The sequence below is a fragment of the Xanthomonas sp. NCPPB 3582 genome (assembly GCF_041475735.2).
Taxonomy (GTDB): Bacteria; Pseudomonadota; Gammaproteobacteria; order Xanthomonadales; family Xanthomonadaceae; genus Xanthomonas; species Xanthomonas codiaei.
This window is the reverse complement of record NZ_CM192968.1, coordinates 2365917-2384002: the sequence shown is the minus strand read 5'-3', so window position 1 is coordinate 2384002 and position 18086 is coordinate 2365917. Positions and strand designations below refer to the sequence as shown.

Here is an 18086-nt window from a genome sequence, read left to right as displayed (position 1 = left end):
GGCGCGACGGCCACGCCACGTCAATCTCACATCCATCCGAGCCTCGGACGTTCCAATGAAAACCGCCTCCCTTATCGTGACCTTCATTTGCGCCGCATTGCTGGCGGCGTGCAGCGACACCCATCCTGCTGCCGATGCCTCCAACGGCAAAACGGCAGAGACTGGCGACCTTCAGCGCCAAGGCGCACTCGTGACAGTGCCGGCGGGGTCACCGCTGCGCAAGAGCCTGGTCGTCACCCCGATCGAGCAGCAGGCATTCGCGCAGACGATCGACGCGCCCGGCGTCATCCAGGCGGTGCCCGAAAAGCTGGTGAAGATCACATCGCCCCTGGCCGGCCGCATCGTGCGGCTGCACCACCAGCTCGGCGATTCGGTCAAGGCCGGCGAGGCGCTGGTCACCATCGACTCGCCCGACCTCGGCTTGGCCTATAGCGACCATGTCAAGGCGCAGGCAACGCTGGCCCAGGCTCGCCAGGAATTCGCGCGCCAGAGCGCGCTGCAGGAGCAAGACATCTCGGCCAAGAAGGATTTCGAAGCCGCACAACTGGCGTTGTCGGCAGCCCAAAGCGATGCGCGAGCAAGCACCGATCGGCTGGCGCAGCTCGGTGTCTCGGTCGGCCGCGACCTCCGGCGCGAATACGTGCTGCGCGCGCCCATCTCCGGACGGGTCGTCGAAATGAACGGCTCGCAGGGCGGCTATTGGAACGACAACACCGCCTCAATCATGACGGTTGCGGACCTGTCCACCGTCTGGCTGTCGGCCAGCGTGCCGGAGAAGGACCTGCCGCGGATATTCCTCGGCCAGGCCGCGCGTATCGTTCCCAACGCCTATGCCCATCGCGCGTTCGACGGCAAGGTGCAGTACATCGGTGATCTGCTCGACCCCGACACGCGAACGGCGTCTGTCCGCATCGCCATCGACAATCGCGCGGGTCTGTTCAAGCCCGGCATGTTCGCCCGCGTCGGCTTTACCGGCAGCAGTCACCCGACGCTGCTCGCGCCCGCGAGCGCGTTGTTGCAAAGCGGCCTCTATACGCGGGTATTCGTCGAGCAAGCTCCGTTCCGATTCGAGTCCCGTGTGGTCAGCGTCGGGGCGACCGTCGGTGATCGCGTCGAAGTGCTGTCCGGGCTCAAGGCCGGCGAGCGCATCGTGATCCACGATGGAGTGCTGCTCAATGATTGACGCCATCGTCAGCACCTGCTTCCAGCGCCGCGGCATCGCCTGGCTGGTGTTCTTTTTTGTCGCCTTGTATGGCGCGTGGAGCTGGAAACAGCTTCCGGTCGAAGCTTACCCCGACATCGCCGACGTGACCTCGCAGATCGTCACCCAGGTGCCCGGCCTGGGTGCCGAGGAGGTCGAGCAACAGATCACCATTCCACTTGAGCGTGTCCTGCTCGGTACGCCGGGCATGCACGTGTTGCGCTCGCGTAGCCTGTTCGCATTGTCGCTCATCACCGTCGTCTTCGAGGACGGCACCGATGGCTATTTCGCCCGGCAACGCTTGCAGGAACGATTGAACGAGGTATCGCTGCCTTACGGCGCCATGCCCGGCCTGGATCCTTACACCTCGCCGACCGGCGAGATCTACCGCTACACGCTGGAATCCAGATCGCGAAGCCTGCGTGAGCTGTCCGAACTGCAGTTCTGGACGGTCATCCCCCGCCTGAAGAAGGCTGCGGGCGTCGTGGACGTGAGCAATTTCGGCGGTCTGACAACGCAGTTCATGCTCGAACTCGATCCCGACCGGCTGCGCCAGTACGACCTGTCGCTGCAGGACGTCAAGGACGCGATCACTGCCAACAATGCCAACGGCGGCGGCAGCGTCGTCGATCGGGGCGAGCAGAGTTACGTGGTGCGGGGCGTCGGGTTGCTGCGCTCGCTCGAGGACATGGGCAACGTCGCAGTCAAGACCAAGGACGGCGTGCCCGTGCTGGTCAAGGACTTGGGCACGCTCACCTATGGCAACGTCGAACGCCGCGGCATTCTCGGCAAGGACGACAACCCCGACACGATCGAGGGCATCGCGCTGCTGCTCAAGGGCTATAACCCCTCGCAGGCACTCGCCGGCATCCACGAGGCCGTGCGCGACCTCAACGAGAACCTGCTGCCCCAGGATGTCAAGGTCGTTCCCTACCTCGACCGTACCTCGCTGATCGAGGCCACCTTGCATACCGTCGGCTTTACGCTGGCCGAAGGCATCGTGCTGGTCAGCCTCGTGCTGCTGTTATTTCTCGGCAGCCCGCGTGCAGCAGCGATCGTCGCACTGACGATTCCGTTGTCGCTGCTGATCGCGTTCGTCTTCATGCACCACTTCAAGATTCCGGCGAACCTGCTGTCGCTCGGCGCCATCGACTTTGGCATCCTGGTGGACGGCGCCGTCGTGCTGGTCGAGAACATCCTGCGCAAGCGCGAGGAGAACGAGGACCGCCCCCTGCAGGCTCAGGACGCGATCCAGGCGACCTTGCAAGTAGCGCGACCGATCTTCTTCGGCATGGCCGTGATCGTCTGCGCGTACCTGCCGTTGTTCGCGTTCCAGCGCATCGAGTACAAGCTGTTTTCACCCATGGCGTATGCGGTCGGCATCGCACTCGCCGGAGCCTTGATCCTGGCGCTCACGTTGATCCCGGCCCTGGCCTGGCTGGCTTTCCGCAAGCCGCGCAAGGTGTTCCACAACCCTGTGGTCGATGCGCTGTCCGTGCGCTATGCCGGCTTCCTGGAACGCACCGTGGGCAAGACGCGGTGGCTGCTCGCCACCTGTCTGGCCGCCGTGCTCGGACTGATCGTGCTGTTCTCCACCATTGGGCGCGACTTCCTGCCGTATCTGGATGAAGGCTCGTTGTGGCTGCAAGTCCAGCTGCCGCCGGGCATCACGCTGGACAAGGCATCGGCGATGGCGAACGAACTGCGGCGAGTCACGCTGGAGTTCCCGGAGGTGTCCTACATGGTGACGCAGACCGGCCGCAACGACGATGGCACCGACTACTGGACGCCCTCGCACATCGAGGCGAGCGTCGGACTGCATCCGTACAGGAATTGGACATCCGGCCTGACCAAACAGCAGTTGATCGCCAAGCTGGCCGATCGCTACGCACAAATGTCCGGCTACACGATCGGCTTCATGCAGCCGATGATCGACGGCGTGCAGGACAAGCTGTCGGGTGCGCACAGCGACCTCACCGTCAAGGTCTTCGGCGACGACCTGGCTGAAGTCCGCGGCATCGCCAACCGGCTGGCCGAGGTTCTCAAGCGCGTGCCCGGTGCCGCGGATGTCGCAGTGGACGTGGAGCCGCCGCTGCCCAACCTCAAGATCGAACTCGACCGTGCCGCGGCGGCCCGGCACGGCATCAACGCGGCCGATGTCGCGGACCTGATCGCCACCGGTATCGGCGGCACGCCGATCGGCCAGCTCTACGTCGGCGAAAAGAACTACGACATGACCGTGCGCTTTCCACAGAAGTACCGCTCCAGTCCGGACGTGATAGGTAACCTCACGCTGAAAGCGCCCAGCGGCGAGCAGGTTCCGTTGTCGGAGGTGGCACGCATCAGCACGGTCTCCGGTGAAAGCGTGATCGTGCGAGAGTTGGCGCAGCGAAACATCATCGTGCGCCTCAACGTGCGCGACCGGGATCTGGCGAGCTTCCTGAGCGAGGCGCATGCCGCCGTCGCGCGCGACGTACACTTCGACCACAAGCGCATCCAGATCAGGTGGGGCGGTCAGTTCGAGAACCTGGAACGCGCCGAGGCGCGACTGGCGCTGATCCTGCCGATGACGCTGGGCATCATGTTCCTATTGTTGTTCGGCGAGTTCCGCAACCTGCATCAGCCCCTGCTCGTGCTGGCCGCGGTGCCGCTGGCAATGCTCGGCGGATTGGCCGCGCTGCATCTGCGTGGCATGACGCTCAACGTGTCGAGCGCGGTCGGATTCATCGCTCTGTTCGGCGTGGCCGTGCTCAACGGCGTGCTGATGATCGCGCAGATCAACCGGCTGCGCGAGGCGGAAGGCAAGCGCCTGCGCGAGGCGGTGCTCGAAGGCGCGCGCAGCCGCATGCGCCCGGTGCTGATGACCGCAACCGTGGCCGCGCTCGGCCTCACGCCGGCCATGCTGGCCACCGGACTGGGCAGCGACGTGCAGCGACCGCTCGCCACGGTCGTCGTGGGCGGACTGCTGACCGCCACCGTCCTGACCCTCGCGCTGCTGCCCTCGCTTTACTACCTGATCGAAAACCGCATCGCGCTGCGCCAGACCAGGAACGGCGCGCGCATCGCATCCGAACAAGGGGCACCATGATGAACAGCACGGCTCGCTACACCTCGCTCGCCTTGCTGCTGGCGACCACGGCAGGCTGCGCCGTCGGACCGGACTTCCAGCGCCCGGCGGCCCCAGCAGCTCACTCCTACGTCGCCGGGACGCTGCCCGAGCAAACCGCTTCGGCACCCGGCTTCGCCGGCGAGGCGCAACGCTTCGCGCAAGGCCAGCAAGTCCAGGCGCAATGGTGGAAAGCCTTCGGCTCCCCGGCGCTCGACGAGCTGGTCGCCGCCGCGCTGCAGGCCAATCCCGATCTGAAGGCGGCCCAAGCCGCACTGCGCGCCGCGCGCGAGACGGCGGCCGCGCAGCGAGGCGCCTTCTGGCCCAGCGTCGATGCCGGTGTCAATTCGACGAGACAAAAAACGCCAGGACCGCTCGCGAGTCCATTGGTGGACTCGGAAGTCACCCTGTACACCCTGCACACCACGCAGCTCAGCGTCGGCTACGTGCCGGACGTGTTCGGCGCCAACAGGCGGCAGGTCGAGGCGCTTTCCGCCGCGGTAGACGTGCAGCGTTTCCAGCGCGAAGCCGTCTACATGACGCTGGTGTCCAACGTCGTCACTGCAGCGATCGAGGAAGCCTCGTTGCGCGCGCAGATCACCGCGACGCGCGACCTCATCGAGTCGGCGACGCGACTGCTGGACATTTCGCGTCGTCAGCACCAGGCCGGCCAGATCGGCGGCACCGACGTGGCCGCACAGGAGGCTGCGCTGGCGCAAGCGCAAACCTCGTTGCCGGCACTGGAGAAGCAACTGGCCGCGCAGCACAACCGGCTCGCCGTGCTGGCCGGACGCCTACCCAGCGAACAGGCCGCCCAGCATGTCGAACTGGCCTCCCTGTCCCTACCGTCGGACCTGCCGGTCAGCGTGCCGTCCAGCCTGGTCGAGCAGCGGCCGGACATCCGCGCAGCCGAAGCGCAATTGCATGCGGCCAGCGCGCAGATTGGCGTCGTCACGGCCGCGCGACTGCCCAACCTCACCCTGACGGCCACGTTGGGCAGCTCTGCACTCGACTTCTCGCAACTTTTTCGCAGCGGTAGCGGATTCTGGTCGGTGGGCGGGGATCTCCTGCAACCGATCTTCCGCGGCGGAACGCTGAGGCACCAACAACGCGCGGCTGAGGCGAACTACGACCAAGCGGCGGCGCAATACCGCAGCACGGTACTGACCGCGTTCCAGAACACTGCGGACACCTTGCAGGCCATCGTCAGCGACGCAGAAACCCTACGTGCTGCCAGTGCCGCGGAGGCAGCAGCGAAAAAGAGCCTGGCGATGGCTCATCGCCAACGTGAGTTGGGAGCGACGCCGCAGGCTGACTTGATCCTCGCCCAACAAACCTATCAGCAACAGACGCTGGCATTGGTCCAGGCTCAAGCCAGCCGCTACACGAACACCGTAGCGCTGTACCTGGCGTTGGGGGGATGGTGGCAGGAGCCCGAAGCGACCGACGGACAAACCCAGGCAGCCAGTATCGCACGGCCTGACGGCGGCTGATTCAGTCGTCCCGGAGACCTTATGAACATCATCGACGGCATGCTGAAAAATCTCTTCAGCGATTTCCTTGCCCGGCGTCGCACGAATCGTTATTTCAAACGTCCTGCCATCCTTGAGGCCCTGCGCAACACGAACAGCGGGGATGGGCAGTCCGCGTTCGAGCGCGTCCGCCGTGACATGCGGCGTATCGCGTGCGATGAAGTCACCGCTGCAATCGTACGCATGTCGTCCCATGAGGACGGATTGACCCAGGCCGAAGCCGATGACCGTCGCGTTCGCCTTGGTCCGAACGAGGTGGAACATGAAAGGCCCCTGCCGTGGTGGCTACACCTTTGGCATTGCTACAAGAACCCGTTCAATCTTCTTCTCAGTTTGCTGGCTGGCATCTCCTTCTTGACGGAGGACATGAAGGCCGCTGTCGTGATCGGCACGATGGTGGTGCTGAGCACGCTGATCCGATTCGTTCAGGAGGGTCGTTCTAATCGGGCAGCGGAACGGCTCAAGGCGATGGTCAGCACTACTGCCACGGTGTTTCGGCGCCAAGCGCTTGACGGTCAGGTCGTCGAGGTTGGGCAGAAATACTTCGGCGTCAACATTCGCGGGGGCAGAACCGCCAGGCAGATCGAACTTCCGATCAGAAAGGTCGTGCCAGGCGACCATATTGTGCTGTCTGCAGGCGACATGATCCCCCGCAGATTGCCGCCTGCTGACGGCCAAGGACCTGTTCGTCTCCCAAGCTGCAATGACGGGCGAATCCCTGCCTGTGGAAAAGTTCGCGAAGATAGACAGACCGTTCGAGTCGATATTCGACGCGCCCAGCCTGGTCTTCATGGGCACCAACGTCATCTCGGGTTCGGCGACTGCGCTGGTCATCGCCACCGGCAACCGGACCTACTTCGGCGCACTGTCGGCGCGCGTCACGGCCATGGACCCTTCCCCGACCTCTTTTCAGGCCGGTGTCAACGGCGTCAGCTGGCTGCTGATTCGCTTCGCGTTGGTGATGGCGCCCATCGTGCTACTCATCAACGGCTTCACCAAGGGAGACTGGACGGAAGCCTTCCTGTTCGCACTGTCGGTTGCGGTCGGTCTAACGCCCGAAATGTTGCCGATGATTGTGACCTCGACCCTTGCCAAGGGCGCTGTGGTGATGTCGCGCAAGAAGGTCATCGTCAAGCGCCTGGATGCGATCCAGAACTTCGGTGCGATGGACGTCCTTTGCACCGACAAGACGGGCACCCTTACGCAGGACAGGATTGCACTCGAACGACACACCGATGCCTTCGGCACTCCGTCTGACGACGTGCTGCGCTACGCCTATCTGAATAGTTACTACCAGACCGGTTTGAAGAACTTGCTCGACCATGCGGTACTGGAGCATGCAGAGCTGCAAGGTGAGTTACGGATCACGCAGGACTATCGAAAGGTTGACGAAATTCCCTTTGACTTCGTGCGGCGTCGGATGTCGGTGGTTGTCTCCGAGCGGGACGACCACCATGCATTGATTTGCAAGGGCGCGGTCGATGAGATCCTGTCGGTGTGCAGTCGGATCCGGATCGAAACCACGCAGGGAGCCCGGCATGTGCCGCTCGATGCGGAGCTGCTGGATCGAGTGCATGAGGCCACACGCGACCTGAACGAGCAAGGGCTGCGCGTCGTCGCAGTGGCCATGAAGGAACTGCCAGCCTCGCAATCGGTATACTCGGTGGCCGACGAAGCCGAACTGATCCTGATCGGCTACATCGCCTTCCTCGATCCGCCAAAGGAATCCACCGCACCAGCACTGCGGGCTTTGGCAGCGCATGGCATCCAGGTCAAGGTACTGACTGGCGACAGTGAACTCATCGCCGCGCACGTATGCGGACGAGTCGGGCTGGAGCACGGGCGCATTCTGCTTGGCCCGCGGGTCGAGGAGATGAGCGACGCGGATCTGGCGAAGGCTGTCGAGTTGCACCAGATCTTCGCTCGCCTTACGCCTGACGCCAAGCAACGCATCGTGCACGCTCTGCGGTCCAACGGCCATGTTGTCGGTTTCATGGGCGACGGCATCAACGACGCCGCCGCGCTGACGGCTGCAGACATTGGCATTTCGGTCGACTCCGGCGTGGACATTGCCAAGGAGGCGGCTGACATTATCCTGCTCGAAAAAAGCCTGATGGTGCTCGAGGAAGGCGTGATCGAAGGTCGTCGTACCTTCAGCAACATGCTCAAATACATCCGCATGACGGCCAGTTCCAATTTCGGAAACGTCTTCTCCGTCCTGGTAGGCAGTGCATTCCTGCCGTTCCTGCCCATGCTTCCATTGCAGTTGCTCGTGCAAAACCTTCTCTACGACATTTCGCAGATCGCAATCCCATTGGACGAGGTCGACCACGAATTGGTCGCCAAGCCACTGAATTGGAACCCTGCCGACATCGGACGCTTCATGATCTTCTTCGGCCCGATCAGCTCGATCTTCGATATCGCCACCTTTGCACTGATGTGGCACGTATTCGGCGCAAACACCCAGGCCGAGCAGACGTTGTTTCAGTCTGGCTGGTTCGTCGTCGGACTGCTGACGCAAACCTTGATCGTCCATATGATCCGCACACCCAAATTGCCATTCATTCAGAGTCGCGCTGCCTGGCCGCTGATGTTCATGACTCTGCTGATGATGGCCGTCGGCGTGGCGCTGCCGATGAGCCCGATGGCCGGACACCTCAAGCTTCAGGCACTGCCCACGAGCTATTTTCCCTGGCTGGCGGGCATCTTGTTGGGCTACGCGCTCCTGACGACGGCAATGAAGAACATCTACATCCGTCGATTTGGCTGGCAGTGACATTTCATTGAGCAAAACCGACCAGGACATGGAGATTGATGGACGCCATTCACTTCAGCAGCCCTCACGCACTTGCGATAACCTTCGCGAATCTAGCAGTCGCCTTCATTCTCGGCGCGCTGATTGGCCTGGAACGACAGGTGCGACAACGCACGGCTGGACTACGTACAAACACTTTGGTTTCGGTCGGCGCCGCCATCTTCGTCTCGCTGGGTGCTCGGTTGTTCGAGATCAACGGCGGCTCGCAGACAACGATTGATACGCCCAGGGTTTCCTAGACATCTCATGGCCATGGAAAATGGTCGATTCGGAGGTGTCTATGAGCAGCAAGCGGTATACGGATGAGTTCAAGATCGAGGCGGTCCGGCAAGTGACCGATCGTGGGTTCAAGGTGGCAGAAGTCGCCGAGCGGCTGGGTGTCACCACGCACAGCCTGTACGCCTGGCTGCGCAAGTTCGGCAAGCCCGGCGTGGTACAGCGCGCCGAGGTAGACCAGAGCGCCGAGGTTCGGCGCCTGAAGGCCGAGTTGCGCCGCGTCACCGAGGAGCGCGACATCCTAAAAAAGGCCGCCGCGTACTTTGCCAAGGGGTAAAGGCAAAGTACGCCTTCATGCAAGCCTACTGCAGGGAATTCAGGGTCTGTGCGATGTGCCGGGTATTGCGGGTCAACCGGTCGGGCTATTACGCCTGGTTGTGCTCGCCCGACAGTGAGCGCGCCAAGGAAGACGAACGCCTGCTGGGGCTGATCAAGCACCACTGGCTGGCTAGCGGCAGTGTGTATGGGCATCGCAAGATCGCCAAGGATCTACGCGATCTGGGTGAGCGTTGCAGTCGCCATCGTGTGCATCGATTGATGCGCGCCGAGGGACTGCGTGCCCAGGTGGGCTATGGTCGCAAACCGCGCTTCCATGGCGGAACGCCGTGCAAGGCGGCACCCAACCTGCTGGATCGGCAGTTCGACGTGACCGAGCCGGACACGGCCTGGGCGAGCGATTTCACCTTCATTCGCACGCACGAAGGCTGGATGTACCTGGCTGTGGTGATCGATCTGTTTTCCAGGCAAGTCGTCGGCTGGGCGATGCGCGATCGGGCCGACACCGAGTTGGTCGTGCAGGCCTTGTTGTCTGCGGTGTGGCGGCGCAAACCCAACGCTGGTTGCTTGGTTCACTCGGACCAAGGGTCGGTCTACACCAGCGATGACTGGCAGAGTTTCCTGGCGTCCCATGGCTTGGTGTGCAGCATGAGTCGGCGTGGCAACTGCCACGACAACGCACCCGTGGAGAGCTTCTTCGGCCTGCTCAAGCGCGAGCGGATCAGGCGACGGATCTATCCCACCAAGGACGCCGCACGCGCCGAGGTATTCGACTACATCGAGATGTTCTACAACCCCAACCGCCGCCACGGTTCAACTGGTGACCTGTCCCCTGTAGAGTTTGAACGGCGCTACGCGCAACGAGGGTCTTGAGTGTCTACGGAACTCTGGGCGTATCAGATCACCGTTGTCGCCTACGTCGTATCCGGCATCGGCTTCCTCGGCGCGGGGGCCATCATGAAAGAAGGCGCCAGCATTTCTGGCTTGAACACAGCGGCCACCTTGTGGGGAGCTGGTGCAGTAGGCGCCTGCGCTGGTGCCGGACTGCTGGGCGAGGCCGGGTTAGCTGCTCTGTTCGTGTTGGCGAGCAATACGCTACTGCGGCCCGTGGTAAATCGAATCAATCGCAGCCCCTTTCGCGAGGAGACCAGCGAAGCCACCTACATGGTCTTCGTGATTTGTTCGCGTGAGGACCAATCGGATATTCGGGACAAGACGATCGAGATTCTGGAGGACGCCAGCTATCCCGCACGACATATAAACGACCACGCCTTTGGCGAGAGAGAAGTGGAGATCGAATTCACTTTGTACGCGACCGCCGTGCAGTCCGAAGAACTCGATGCGGTGGTCAGGAAGGCGGAGCTCTTGCCAGGTGTCCGGCAAGCTTTCTGGAACGCAGGCGATGGGGAATGAGCATGCGCATCCCAAGCAAGACCATGGCTCGCATGCTAGCCTAGCCCCCTGGAAATTATGACTATGCAAATGAAATAGGATTCGAAGATCATCAGGCGCCTTCGACATGCAAAGAGTCATCTAAAGAGCATCATCGCAATGCTCGAAGAAGGCCGTCGCAGCGTGGACGCAGGGCAGACGTTGCTGGCGGCAATCATGCGATAACGAACACCAAGGAGCCACTTGTGCATGCGCACATCAGCCACTGCCCTGAAGAAGCGGTGCGCGCCGACGGACGTGCCGGCCGTCCCGATCTCGAGTCGCAAGCCATCAGCAGATATTTGTAGAGCATGCCATGCACGCCGATCACACGCAGTCGTCCTCACCAAGAGCGCACCACCTCCTCAATACCGCACTTATCGCCATCGCCATGGTGGTCATATTCGTGGCAGACACGACTACGAGGTACGAGGTCGCTGTAGCCGTTTTCTACACAGTGCTCATTTTTGTCTCGGCACGTGTTCTACGTCGTCGGGGGCTGATCACGCTCGCCGCCTTGTGCATCGTGATGACGGCAATCAGCTTTGCGCTCACGCCTCACGGTGATTTGGAGGCGGGCCTGATGAATATGGGTATCAGCATCGCGACGATCGTCATGATCGCCTTCCTGATCCTGAAGGCTGAGGCTGCGCGAACGGCGGCGCACGACGCACAGGCTCACTTGATTCGTATCACCCGCGTCAAAAGTCTGGAAGGACTGACCACCTCCATCGCGCATGAAGTCAACCAACCACTGGCGGCCATCGTGACCAGTGGCAATGCCTGTCAACGCTGGCTGGCGCAGGAGCCGCCGAATCTTGACAAGGCACGCCAGGCACTTGACCGCATACTGAGCGACGCCGGCCGTGCAAGCAGCATCATTGCCCGCGTACGTAGCCTCACTCGTGGAGAGCCTCCGCACATGAGCAGGTTCGATTTCAATAAGGCCATTGTTGAAATCATCGCTCTTTCCCAGGCCGAGATAGAACGCACCGGCATTCGCCTGACGACCGAGCTACGTCCCGACCTGCCTTCCGCTTTGGCTGATCGGGTTCAGATACAGCAGGTAATCGGCAACCTGGTATTGAACGCCATCGAGGCGTTGGCGTCGGTTCCTGAGCAAACGCGAAGTATGCGTATCACCTCGGAGATCGAAGAAGGCGCCATTGTATTCTCGGTTTCTGATTCCGGCATAGGTATTCCAACAGGGGTGCGTGAGCACTTGTTCGAAGCATTCTGGACCACAAAGGAGGAAGGCATCGGGGTCGGCCTGAGCATCAGCAGGGCGATTGTCGAGGCCAATGGCGGGCAAATATCGGCGGAGCCGAATGCGGGCGGCGGGGCGATTTTTCGATTCAGCGTGCCGAGCACTTCGCCGGAGAAGCATCCGTGACAAAGAATTTAGTGGCATCGGACAATCCGACCGTTTATATCGTTGACGACGATGTTTCAGTTCGTGCAGCACTTGAGGATTTGTTGGCCTCGGTCGGACTGAAGGCGTTGACGTTCGGTTCAACCAAGGATTTTTTGGCTCACACGATGGAGGCTGTGCCAGGGTGCCTTGTACTGGATGTTCGTATGCCAGGGCAGAGCGGCATGGATTTCCATCGACAAATGAGCAAACTGGAAATTGCCCTTCCTGTTGTGTTCATCACAGGCCACGGCGATATTGCCATGGGAGTCGAGGCCATGAAGAACGGTGCGATCGAGTTCCTGACCAAGCCGTTTAATGATCAGGCATTACTCGATGCGATCCAAAGCGGCATCGAAAAGGATCGCGAGCGACGCAATGTTGCAGCGCGTGCAGCCGAACTTCAAGCACGATGGGCCTCGCTGACGGCCGGCGAGCAAGATGTCACGCGCTTGGTCGTGCATGGCCTATTGAACAAACAAATCGCATCACGATTGAATATCAGCGAGATTACCGTAAAGGTTCGCCGCGGTCATGCGATGCGCAAAATGCAGGCCGGCTCGCTCGCGGATCTAGTGAAAATGACTGAGAAGTTGAAAATCTAGTGCCAATCCTCCGAGATGACTCGCACAGGAGGCTACCAGCACCTCACTCATTTGCGAAGGAAGTGGCGAAAGTCCATTGCCATCCGCCTAGCTTGTTGTGACGTTCGCAGAACGAGGTATCCGACGCTCACACAACCAAGCTGCCGAAGCAAGAATGCGGCGTGGAGCAGGTCGAGCGAGAGCTTGCAGAGAAAACGATGGACCGCGCGATTTTGCATGACTCGCTTTCACTGCGCAGCGTATCGCAGGCAGAAAAACAAGGCGACGTAGCAGGCACAGGATCCAGCACCTTCGGCCGCATCATTGCCCATTCCTCGATCAGGCTGGGCCCGTCCTGCAGCAGGACGGCGCGTTGTTTCCTGTAACCCGGTGCGTGCGAGAAGACCCTGCCGCTTCTGTGCCCATGCACCAGGCACTTCTCGACCCGGTCCGGCGGCCTTGTCAGCCGCATGCAGCAGGATGCGTGCTGTGCACTGCCAGGTGCCATGAGCACCTGATCGATGGCCATGCGGCATCCAAGGCATTGCATGACATCGACGCCGTCGATGCCATGCAATTGCGCCACGGACAGGACAGTGTTTGGCAATACGGAAAATTGCCGGACAGTGTCCGACGAAATCACAAAAAAGCCCGCAGTCACGCGGGCTCGGGTGTGTGCTGGCGGTACCGGGCGCCAGCCGATGCCGAACGTCGAATCATTCCCACTCGATCGTCGCCGGCGGCTTGCCGGAGATGTCGTAGACCACGCGCGAGACGCCGCGCAGTTCGTTGATGATGCGGTTGCTCACAGTGCCGAGGAAGTCGTACGGCAGGTGCGCCCAGTGCGCGGTCATGAAGTCGATGGTCTCCACCGCGCGCAGCGCGATCACCCACTCGTAGGCGCGTGCATCGCCGACCACGCCGACCGACTTCACCGGCAGGAACACCGCGAACGCCTGGCTGGTGGTGTCGTACAGGTCGGCCTTGCGCAGTTCGTCGATGAAGATCGCATCGGCCTTGGCCAGCAGCTCGGCGTACTCGCGCTTCACCTCGCCCAGGATGCGCACTCCCAGGCCCGGGCCGGGGAACGGGTGGCGGTAGACCATGCTGCGCGGCAGGCCGAGTTCGACACCGAGGCGACGCACTTCGTCCTTGAACAGTTCGCGCAGCGGCTCGACCAGGCCCAGCTTCATGTGCTCCGGCAAACCACCGACGTTGTGGTGGCTCTTGATCACGTGCGCCTTGCCGGTCTTGCTGCCGGCCGACTCGATCACGTCCGGGTAGATGGTGCCCTGCGCCAGCCATTTGGCGTTGGCCAGCTTGCCGGACTCTTCGTCGAAGATCTCCACGAACAGGTTGCCGATGATCTTGCGCTTGGCTTCCGGGTCGCTGACGCCTTCCAGCGCCTTGAAGTAGCGGTCGGCCGCATTGACGCGGATCACCTTGACGCCCATGTGTTCGGCAAACATCGCCATCACCTGGTCGCCTTCCTGCCAGCGCAGCAGGCCGGTGTCGACGAACACGCAGGTCAGCTTGTCGCCGATCGCCTTGTGCAGCAACGCCGCGACCACCGACGAATCCACGCCGCCGGACAGCCCCAGGATCACCTCGTCCTCGCCCACCTGCGCACGCACGCGCGCGATCTGGTCGTCGATGATGTTGGCCGCCGTCCACAGAGTCTGGCAGCCGCAGACATCGACCACGAAGCGGCGCAGCAAGGTCTGGCCCTGCAGCGTATGCGTCACTTCCGGGTGGAACTGCACGCCGTACCAGCGCTTGTCCTCGTTGGACATCGCCGCCACCGGAATGCGGTCGGTCACGGCGGTAATCGTGAAGCCCGGCGGCACCTTGGATACGTGGTCGCCATGGCTCATCCACACGTTCAGGCGCGATGCGCCGGCGTGATCGGTCAGGCCGGAGAACAACGCATCGGCGGCCACCACGTCCACTTCGGCATGGCCGAACTCGCGCTGGTCGGCCGCTTCGGTCGCCCCGCCCAGCTGCGCAGCCAGGGTCTGCATGCCGTAGCAGATGCCGAAGACCGGCAAGCCGCTGTCGAACACTTCCTGCGGTGCGACAGGCGCGCCCGGCAACGTGGTCGATTCCGGTCCACCGGACAGGATGATGCCCTTGGCACCGAAGCCGGCGATCTCGGACGGATCATGGTCCCAGGCCCAGATCTCGCAATACACGCCCAGCTCGCGAATGCGCCGCGCAATCAGCTGCGTGTACTGCGCGCCGAAATCGAGGATGAGGATCTTGTCGTTGTGGATGCTGGTCATTGAGGGCCGGGATTGGGGAGTTGGGATTGGAGATTCGCAAGAACACGCGCCACAACCGTTGCCGGATGAGGACGCGGTAGGCTCTTGCGAATCCCGAATGCCGAATCCCCACTCCCGCGCGCTGGTTTACCCAGCGCGATAGTTCGGCGGCTCTTTGGTGATCTGCACGTCGTGGACGTGGCTCTCGCGCTGGCCGGCGCCGGTGATCTTGACGAACTTCGGCTTGGTGCGCATGTCTTCGATGGTGGCGCAGCCCACATAGCCCATGGTCGCGCGCAGGCCACCGATGAGTTGATGGATGATGCCGCCGACCGGGCCGCGGTACGGCACGCGCCCTTCGATGCCTTCGGGCACCAGCTTGTCGGCATCGGAGGCATCCTGGAAATAGCGGTCCTTGGAGCCCTTCTCCATTGCCCCCAGGCTGCCCATGCCGCGGTAGCTCTTGTAGCTGCGGCCCTGGAACAGTTCGACTTCGCCGGGCGCTTCTTCGGTGCCAGCCAGCAGGCCGCCGACCATCACCGTCGAGGCGCCGGCCACCAGGGCCTTGCCGATGTCGCCCGAGTAGCGGATGCCGCCGTCGGCGATCAGCGGGATACGGTCCTGCAGCGCTTCGGCCACCATGTCCACCGCGGTGATCTGCGGCACGCCGACACCTGCCACCACGCGCGTGGTGCAGATCGAGCCCGGACCCACGCCGACCTTGACCGCGTCGGCGCCGGCATCCATCAACGCCAGCGCCGCATCGCCGGTGACGATGTTGCCACCGATCACCTGCAGCTGCGGATAGGTCTTCTTGACCCAGGCCACACGGTCGATCACGCCCTGCGAGTGGCCGTGCGCGGTATCGACGATGACCACATCCACGCCGGCGGCGACCAGCAGTTCGACGCGCTGCTCGGTATCGCCGCCCACGCCCACGGCCGCACCCACCAGCAACCGCGTGGCGCTGTCCTTTGCCGCGTTGGGGTTGTCGGTCTTCTTCTGGATGTCCTTGACCGTGATCAGCCCGCGCAGCTCGAAGCTGTCGTTGACCACCAGGATCTTCTCGATGCGGTTGCGGTGCAGCAGCTCGAGCACTTCCTCGTCGCTGGCGCCTTCGCGCACGGTGATCAGGCGATCCTTTTTGGTCATGATGTGGCGGACCGGATCGTCGAGCTTCTTCTCGAAGCGCATGTCGCGGCTGGTCACGATGCCGACCAGTTCGCTGCCATCCACCACCGGCACGCCGGAGATGTTGCGTGCACGCGTCAGTGCGATCACTTCGCCGATGGTCGTGTCCGGGCTGACCGTGAACGGCTCGGTGATCACGCCGGATTCGAACTTCTTGACCTTGGCCACTTCGGCCGCCTGCTGCGCCGGGGTCAGGTTCTTGTGGATGATGCCGATCCCGCCCAGCTGGGCCATGGCCACCGCCAGGCGGTGCTCGGTCACCGTGTCCATCGCTGCCGAGAGAATCGGAAGTTTCAGACGCAGATCGCGAGTCAGCCGGGTTTCCAGGCTGACATCCTTGGGCAGGACGATCGAATGGGCGGGGACGAGCGAAACGTCGTCGTAGGTAAGAGCTTCAGCCTGGATGCGTAGCATCGGCGGACCCGAGTGTGGGGAAGCGCGACATTTTAACGCATTGGGGCCGGGATTGGGGAGTCGGGATTCGCAACGGCGCGTCTCGCACATCCACACGGTCTACCCGTTTGCCGATGGCCGGCTGATCCCGGACGCAATCCGGATCGGCCGACGCATGCGCTTCGCCCTTGCCTTTAGCGAATCCCCAATCCCGAATCCCCACTCCCGGCCGCATCAGCGGCCTCGATGGTGTTCTGCATCAGCGTGGCCACGGTCATCGGCCCCACCCCGCCCGGCACCGGCGTAATCCAGGCAGCGCGCTGCACGGCGGCATCGAAGCCGACATCGCCAACCAGGCGCCCGTCCTCGAGCCGGTTGATGCCGACATCGATCACCACCGCGCCCGGCTTGACCCATTCACCCGGAATCAGGCCCGGCCGGCCCACCGCCACCACCAGGATGTCGGCATTGCGCACGCTCGCCTCCAGCACATCGGCCGGGGTGAACTTGTGGCAGCTGGTCACCGTGCAACCGGCGATCAGCAGTTCCAGGCCCATTGGCCGACCCACGTGGTTGCTCACGCCGACGATGGTGGCATTGCGGCCGCGCACCGGCTGGTCGGTGTGGCCCAGCAGGGTCACGATGCCGCGCGGCGTACACGGGCGCAGGCCGAATTCGCGCAGCGCCAGATGGCCCACGTTCTGCGGATGGAAGCCATCCACATCCTTGCGGGGGTCGATGCGCTGGATCAGCCGGTTGGCATCGGGGATACCCGGCAGCGGTAGCTGGATCAGGATGCCGTGGATCTTGGGATCGGCGTTGAGCTCGTCGATCAATGCCGCCAGCTCCGCTTCGCTGGTGCCCTGTGGCAGATCGTAATCGAAGGCTTCGATGCCGACCTTTTCGGCCGCGCGGCGCTTGTTGCGCACATACACCGACGAGGCGGGGTCGCCACCCACCAGCACCACCGCCAACCCGGGCCGGCTCTTGCCTGCCGCGATCCGCGCATCCACCCGCAACTTCAATCCGTCGAGCAACTCCTCGGCAATACGCCGTCCATCGAGAAGGCGGGCCGGAGCGGAGGCAGCTGGCGCGGAAGCGGTCATGGGGCGTCAGGTGTAGAGTCGAAGGCCGTCTATTGTCCCCGATTCCGCCATGACCGACACCACTTCCATCACGACATCCAACAGCGATGCGACCACCACCGCCATCGAAGCGGCGGCATTCCGTCGGCTGCTGCAGCATCTCAATCAGGACCGCACCGATGTGCAGAACATCGACCTGATGATCCTGGCCGGCTTCTGCCGCAACTGCCTGGGCGACTGGTACCGCGAAGCAGCCCAAGCGCAGGGGCAACCGATGAGCAAGGAACAGGCGCGCGAGGCGGTCTATGGCATGCCGTTCGCACAGTGGAAGCAGCAGCATCAGAAAGACGCCACTCCCGAACAACTCGAAGCCTTCGCTGCGGCCCAGCAAAAACACGGCTGATCGTTGGACAGGACGCGCGGCTGGCGTGTCTGCGGGCTGGCTGCAGGGCTCTTGCCCGCCTACCGGCACGGGACACGCCGTGAATCCATCCATGGAGGCTCTTATGCGGCATCCATGCCGC

At 62.7% G+C, this 18086-nt stretch carries 13 protein-coding genes and 3 pseudogenes; 11 read left to right on the top strand and 5 right to left on the bottom strand.

What is annotated here, in order from left to right:
- Positions 1 to 55 precede the first annotated feature (55 nt).
- The 4 genes and pseudogenes from ACCQ05_RS10110 to ACCQ05_RS10095 all read left to right on the top strand — a co-directional run.
- Entirely contained in the window at positions 56 to 1183 is a 1128-nt protein-coding gene (locus ACCQ05_RS10110; RefSeq protein ID WP_228961476.1) for an efflux RND transporter periplasmic adaptor subunit, read from the top strand.
- A complete protein-coding gene (locus ACCQ05_RS10105; protein WP_372393675.1) occupies positions 1176 to 4289 on the top strand; it encodes an efflux RND transporter permease subunit in 3114 nt (1037 codons plus the stop codon). The genes ACCQ05_RS10110 and ACCQ05_RS10105 overlap by 8 nt, the downstream gene beginning before the upstream one ends.
- Positions 4289 to 5800, top strand: coding sequence for an efflux transporter outer membrane subunit (locus ACCQ05_RS10100; RefSeq protein WP_372394024.1), 1512 nt, complete (start codon positions 4289 to 4291; stop codon positions 5798 to 5800). The genes ACCQ05_RS10105 and ACCQ05_RS10100 overlap by 1 nt, the downstream gene beginning before the upstream one ends.
- A 21-nt stretch (positions 5801 to 5821) precedes the next feature.
- Positions 5822 to 6130, top strand: a pseudogene (locus ACCQ05_RS10095) (cation-transporting P-type ATPase); the annotation flags it as partial.
- On the opposite strand, the gene ACCQ05_RS10090 reads toward ACCQ05_RS10095, so the two are convergent.
- The gene (locus ACCQ05_RS10090; RefSeq protein WP_506191559.1) at positions 6125 to 6460 is read right to left on the bottom strand and encodes a hypothetical protein; all 336 of its coding nucleotides are present in this window, start codon (positions 6458 to 6460) and stop codon (positions 6125 to 6127) included. The pseudogene ACCQ05_RS10095 and the gene ACCQ05_RS10090 sit on opposite strands and share 6 nt — an antisense overlap.
- Between ACCQ05_RS10090 and mgtA the strand changes: the two are divergent.
- The 6 genes and pseudogenes from mgtA to ACCQ05_RS10060 all read left to right on the top strand — a co-directional run.
- Positions 6407 to 8615: pseudogene (mgtA, locus tag ACCQ05_RS10085) on the top strand (magnesium-translocating P-type ATPase); the annotation flags it as partial. The gene ACCQ05_RS10090 and the pseudogene mgtA sit on opposite strands and share 54 nt — an antisense overlap.
- Positions 8616 to 8653: 38 nt before the next feature.
- A pseudogene (locus ACCQ05_RS10080) lies at positions 8654 to 8857 on the top strand (MgtC/SapB family protein); the annotation flags it as partial.
- Between the two features lie 77 nt (positions 8858 to 8934).
- Positions 8935 to 10079 (top strand): IS3 family transposase gene (locus ACCQ05_RS10075; protein ID WP_372360270.1). Its coding sequence is split into 2 segments (ribosomal slippage): positions 8935 to 9172 and positions 9172 to 10079, totalling 1146 coding nucleotides; the frame shifts between segments, so codons are not numbered across the junction.
- The gene (locus tag ACCQ05_RS10070) at positions 10080 to 10619 is read left to right on the top strand and encodes an MgtC/SapB family protein (protein WP_372393674.1); all 540 of its coding nucleotides are present in this window, start codon (positions 10080 to 10082) and stop codon (positions 10617 to 10619) included.
- Between the two features lie 334 nt (positions 10620 to 10953).
- Positions 10954 to 12030, top strand: coding sequence for a sensor histidine kinase (locus tag ACCQ05_RS10065; protein WP_372393673.1), 1077 nt, complete (start codon positions 10954 to 10956; stop codon positions 12028 to 12030).
- An 11-nt stretch (positions 12031 to 12041) separates the two neighbouring features.
- Positions 12042 to 12653, top strand: coding sequence for a response regulator transcription factor (locus ACCQ05_RS10060; RefSeq protein ID WP_372394022.1), 612 nt, complete (start codon positions 12042 to 12044; stop codon positions 12651 to 12653).
- Between the two features lie 127 nt (positions 12654 to 12780).
- Here ACCQ05_RS10060 and ACCQ05_RS10055 read toward each other — a convergent pair whose 3' ends face one another.
- The 4 genes from ACCQ05_RS10055 to folD form a co-directional block, all read right to left on the bottom strand.
- Positions 12781 to 13293 carry a hypothetical protein gene (locus ACCQ05_RS10055; RefSeq protein ID WP_372393672.1) on the bottom strand — a complete coding sequence of 171 codons (513 nt, stop codon included), beginning with the start codon at positions 13291 to 13293 and terminating at the stop codon, positions 12781 to 12783.
- Positions 13294 to 13348: 55 nt separating this feature from the next.
- Positions 13349 to 14914, bottom strand: coding sequence for a glutamine-hydrolyzing GMP synthase (gene guaA / locus ACCQ05_RS10050; RefSeq protein ID WP_104544120.1), 1566 nt, complete (start codon positions 14912 to 14914; stop codon positions 13349 to 13351).
- Positions 14915 to 15040: 126 nt separating this feature from the next.
- Positions 15041 to 16498, bottom strand: coding sequence for an IMP dehydrogenase (gene guaB, locus ACCQ05_RS10045; protein WP_104544118.1), 1458 nt, complete (start codon positions 16496 to 16498; stop codon positions 15041 to 15043).
- A 173-nt stretch (positions 16499 to 16671) separates the two neighbouring features.
- Positions 16672 to 17583, bottom strand: coding sequence for a bifunctional methylenetetrahydrofolate dehydrogenase/methenyltetrahydrofolate cyclohydrolase FolD (gene folD, locus ACCQ05_RS10040; protein ID WP_372393671.1), 912 nt, complete (start codon positions 17581 to 17583; stop codon positions 16672 to 16674).
- Between the two features lie 49 nt (positions 17584 to 17632).
- On the opposite strand from folD, the gene ACCQ05_RS10035 reads away from it, so the two are divergent.
- On the top strand, positions 17633 to 17965 hold the full coding sequence (locus ACCQ05_RS10035; RefSeq protein ID WP_372393670.1) for a DUF1244 domain-containing protein: 333 nt from the start codon (positions 17633 to 17635) through the stop codon (positions 17963 to 17965).
- The last annotated feature ends 121 nt before the right edge of the window (positions 17966 to 18086 follow it).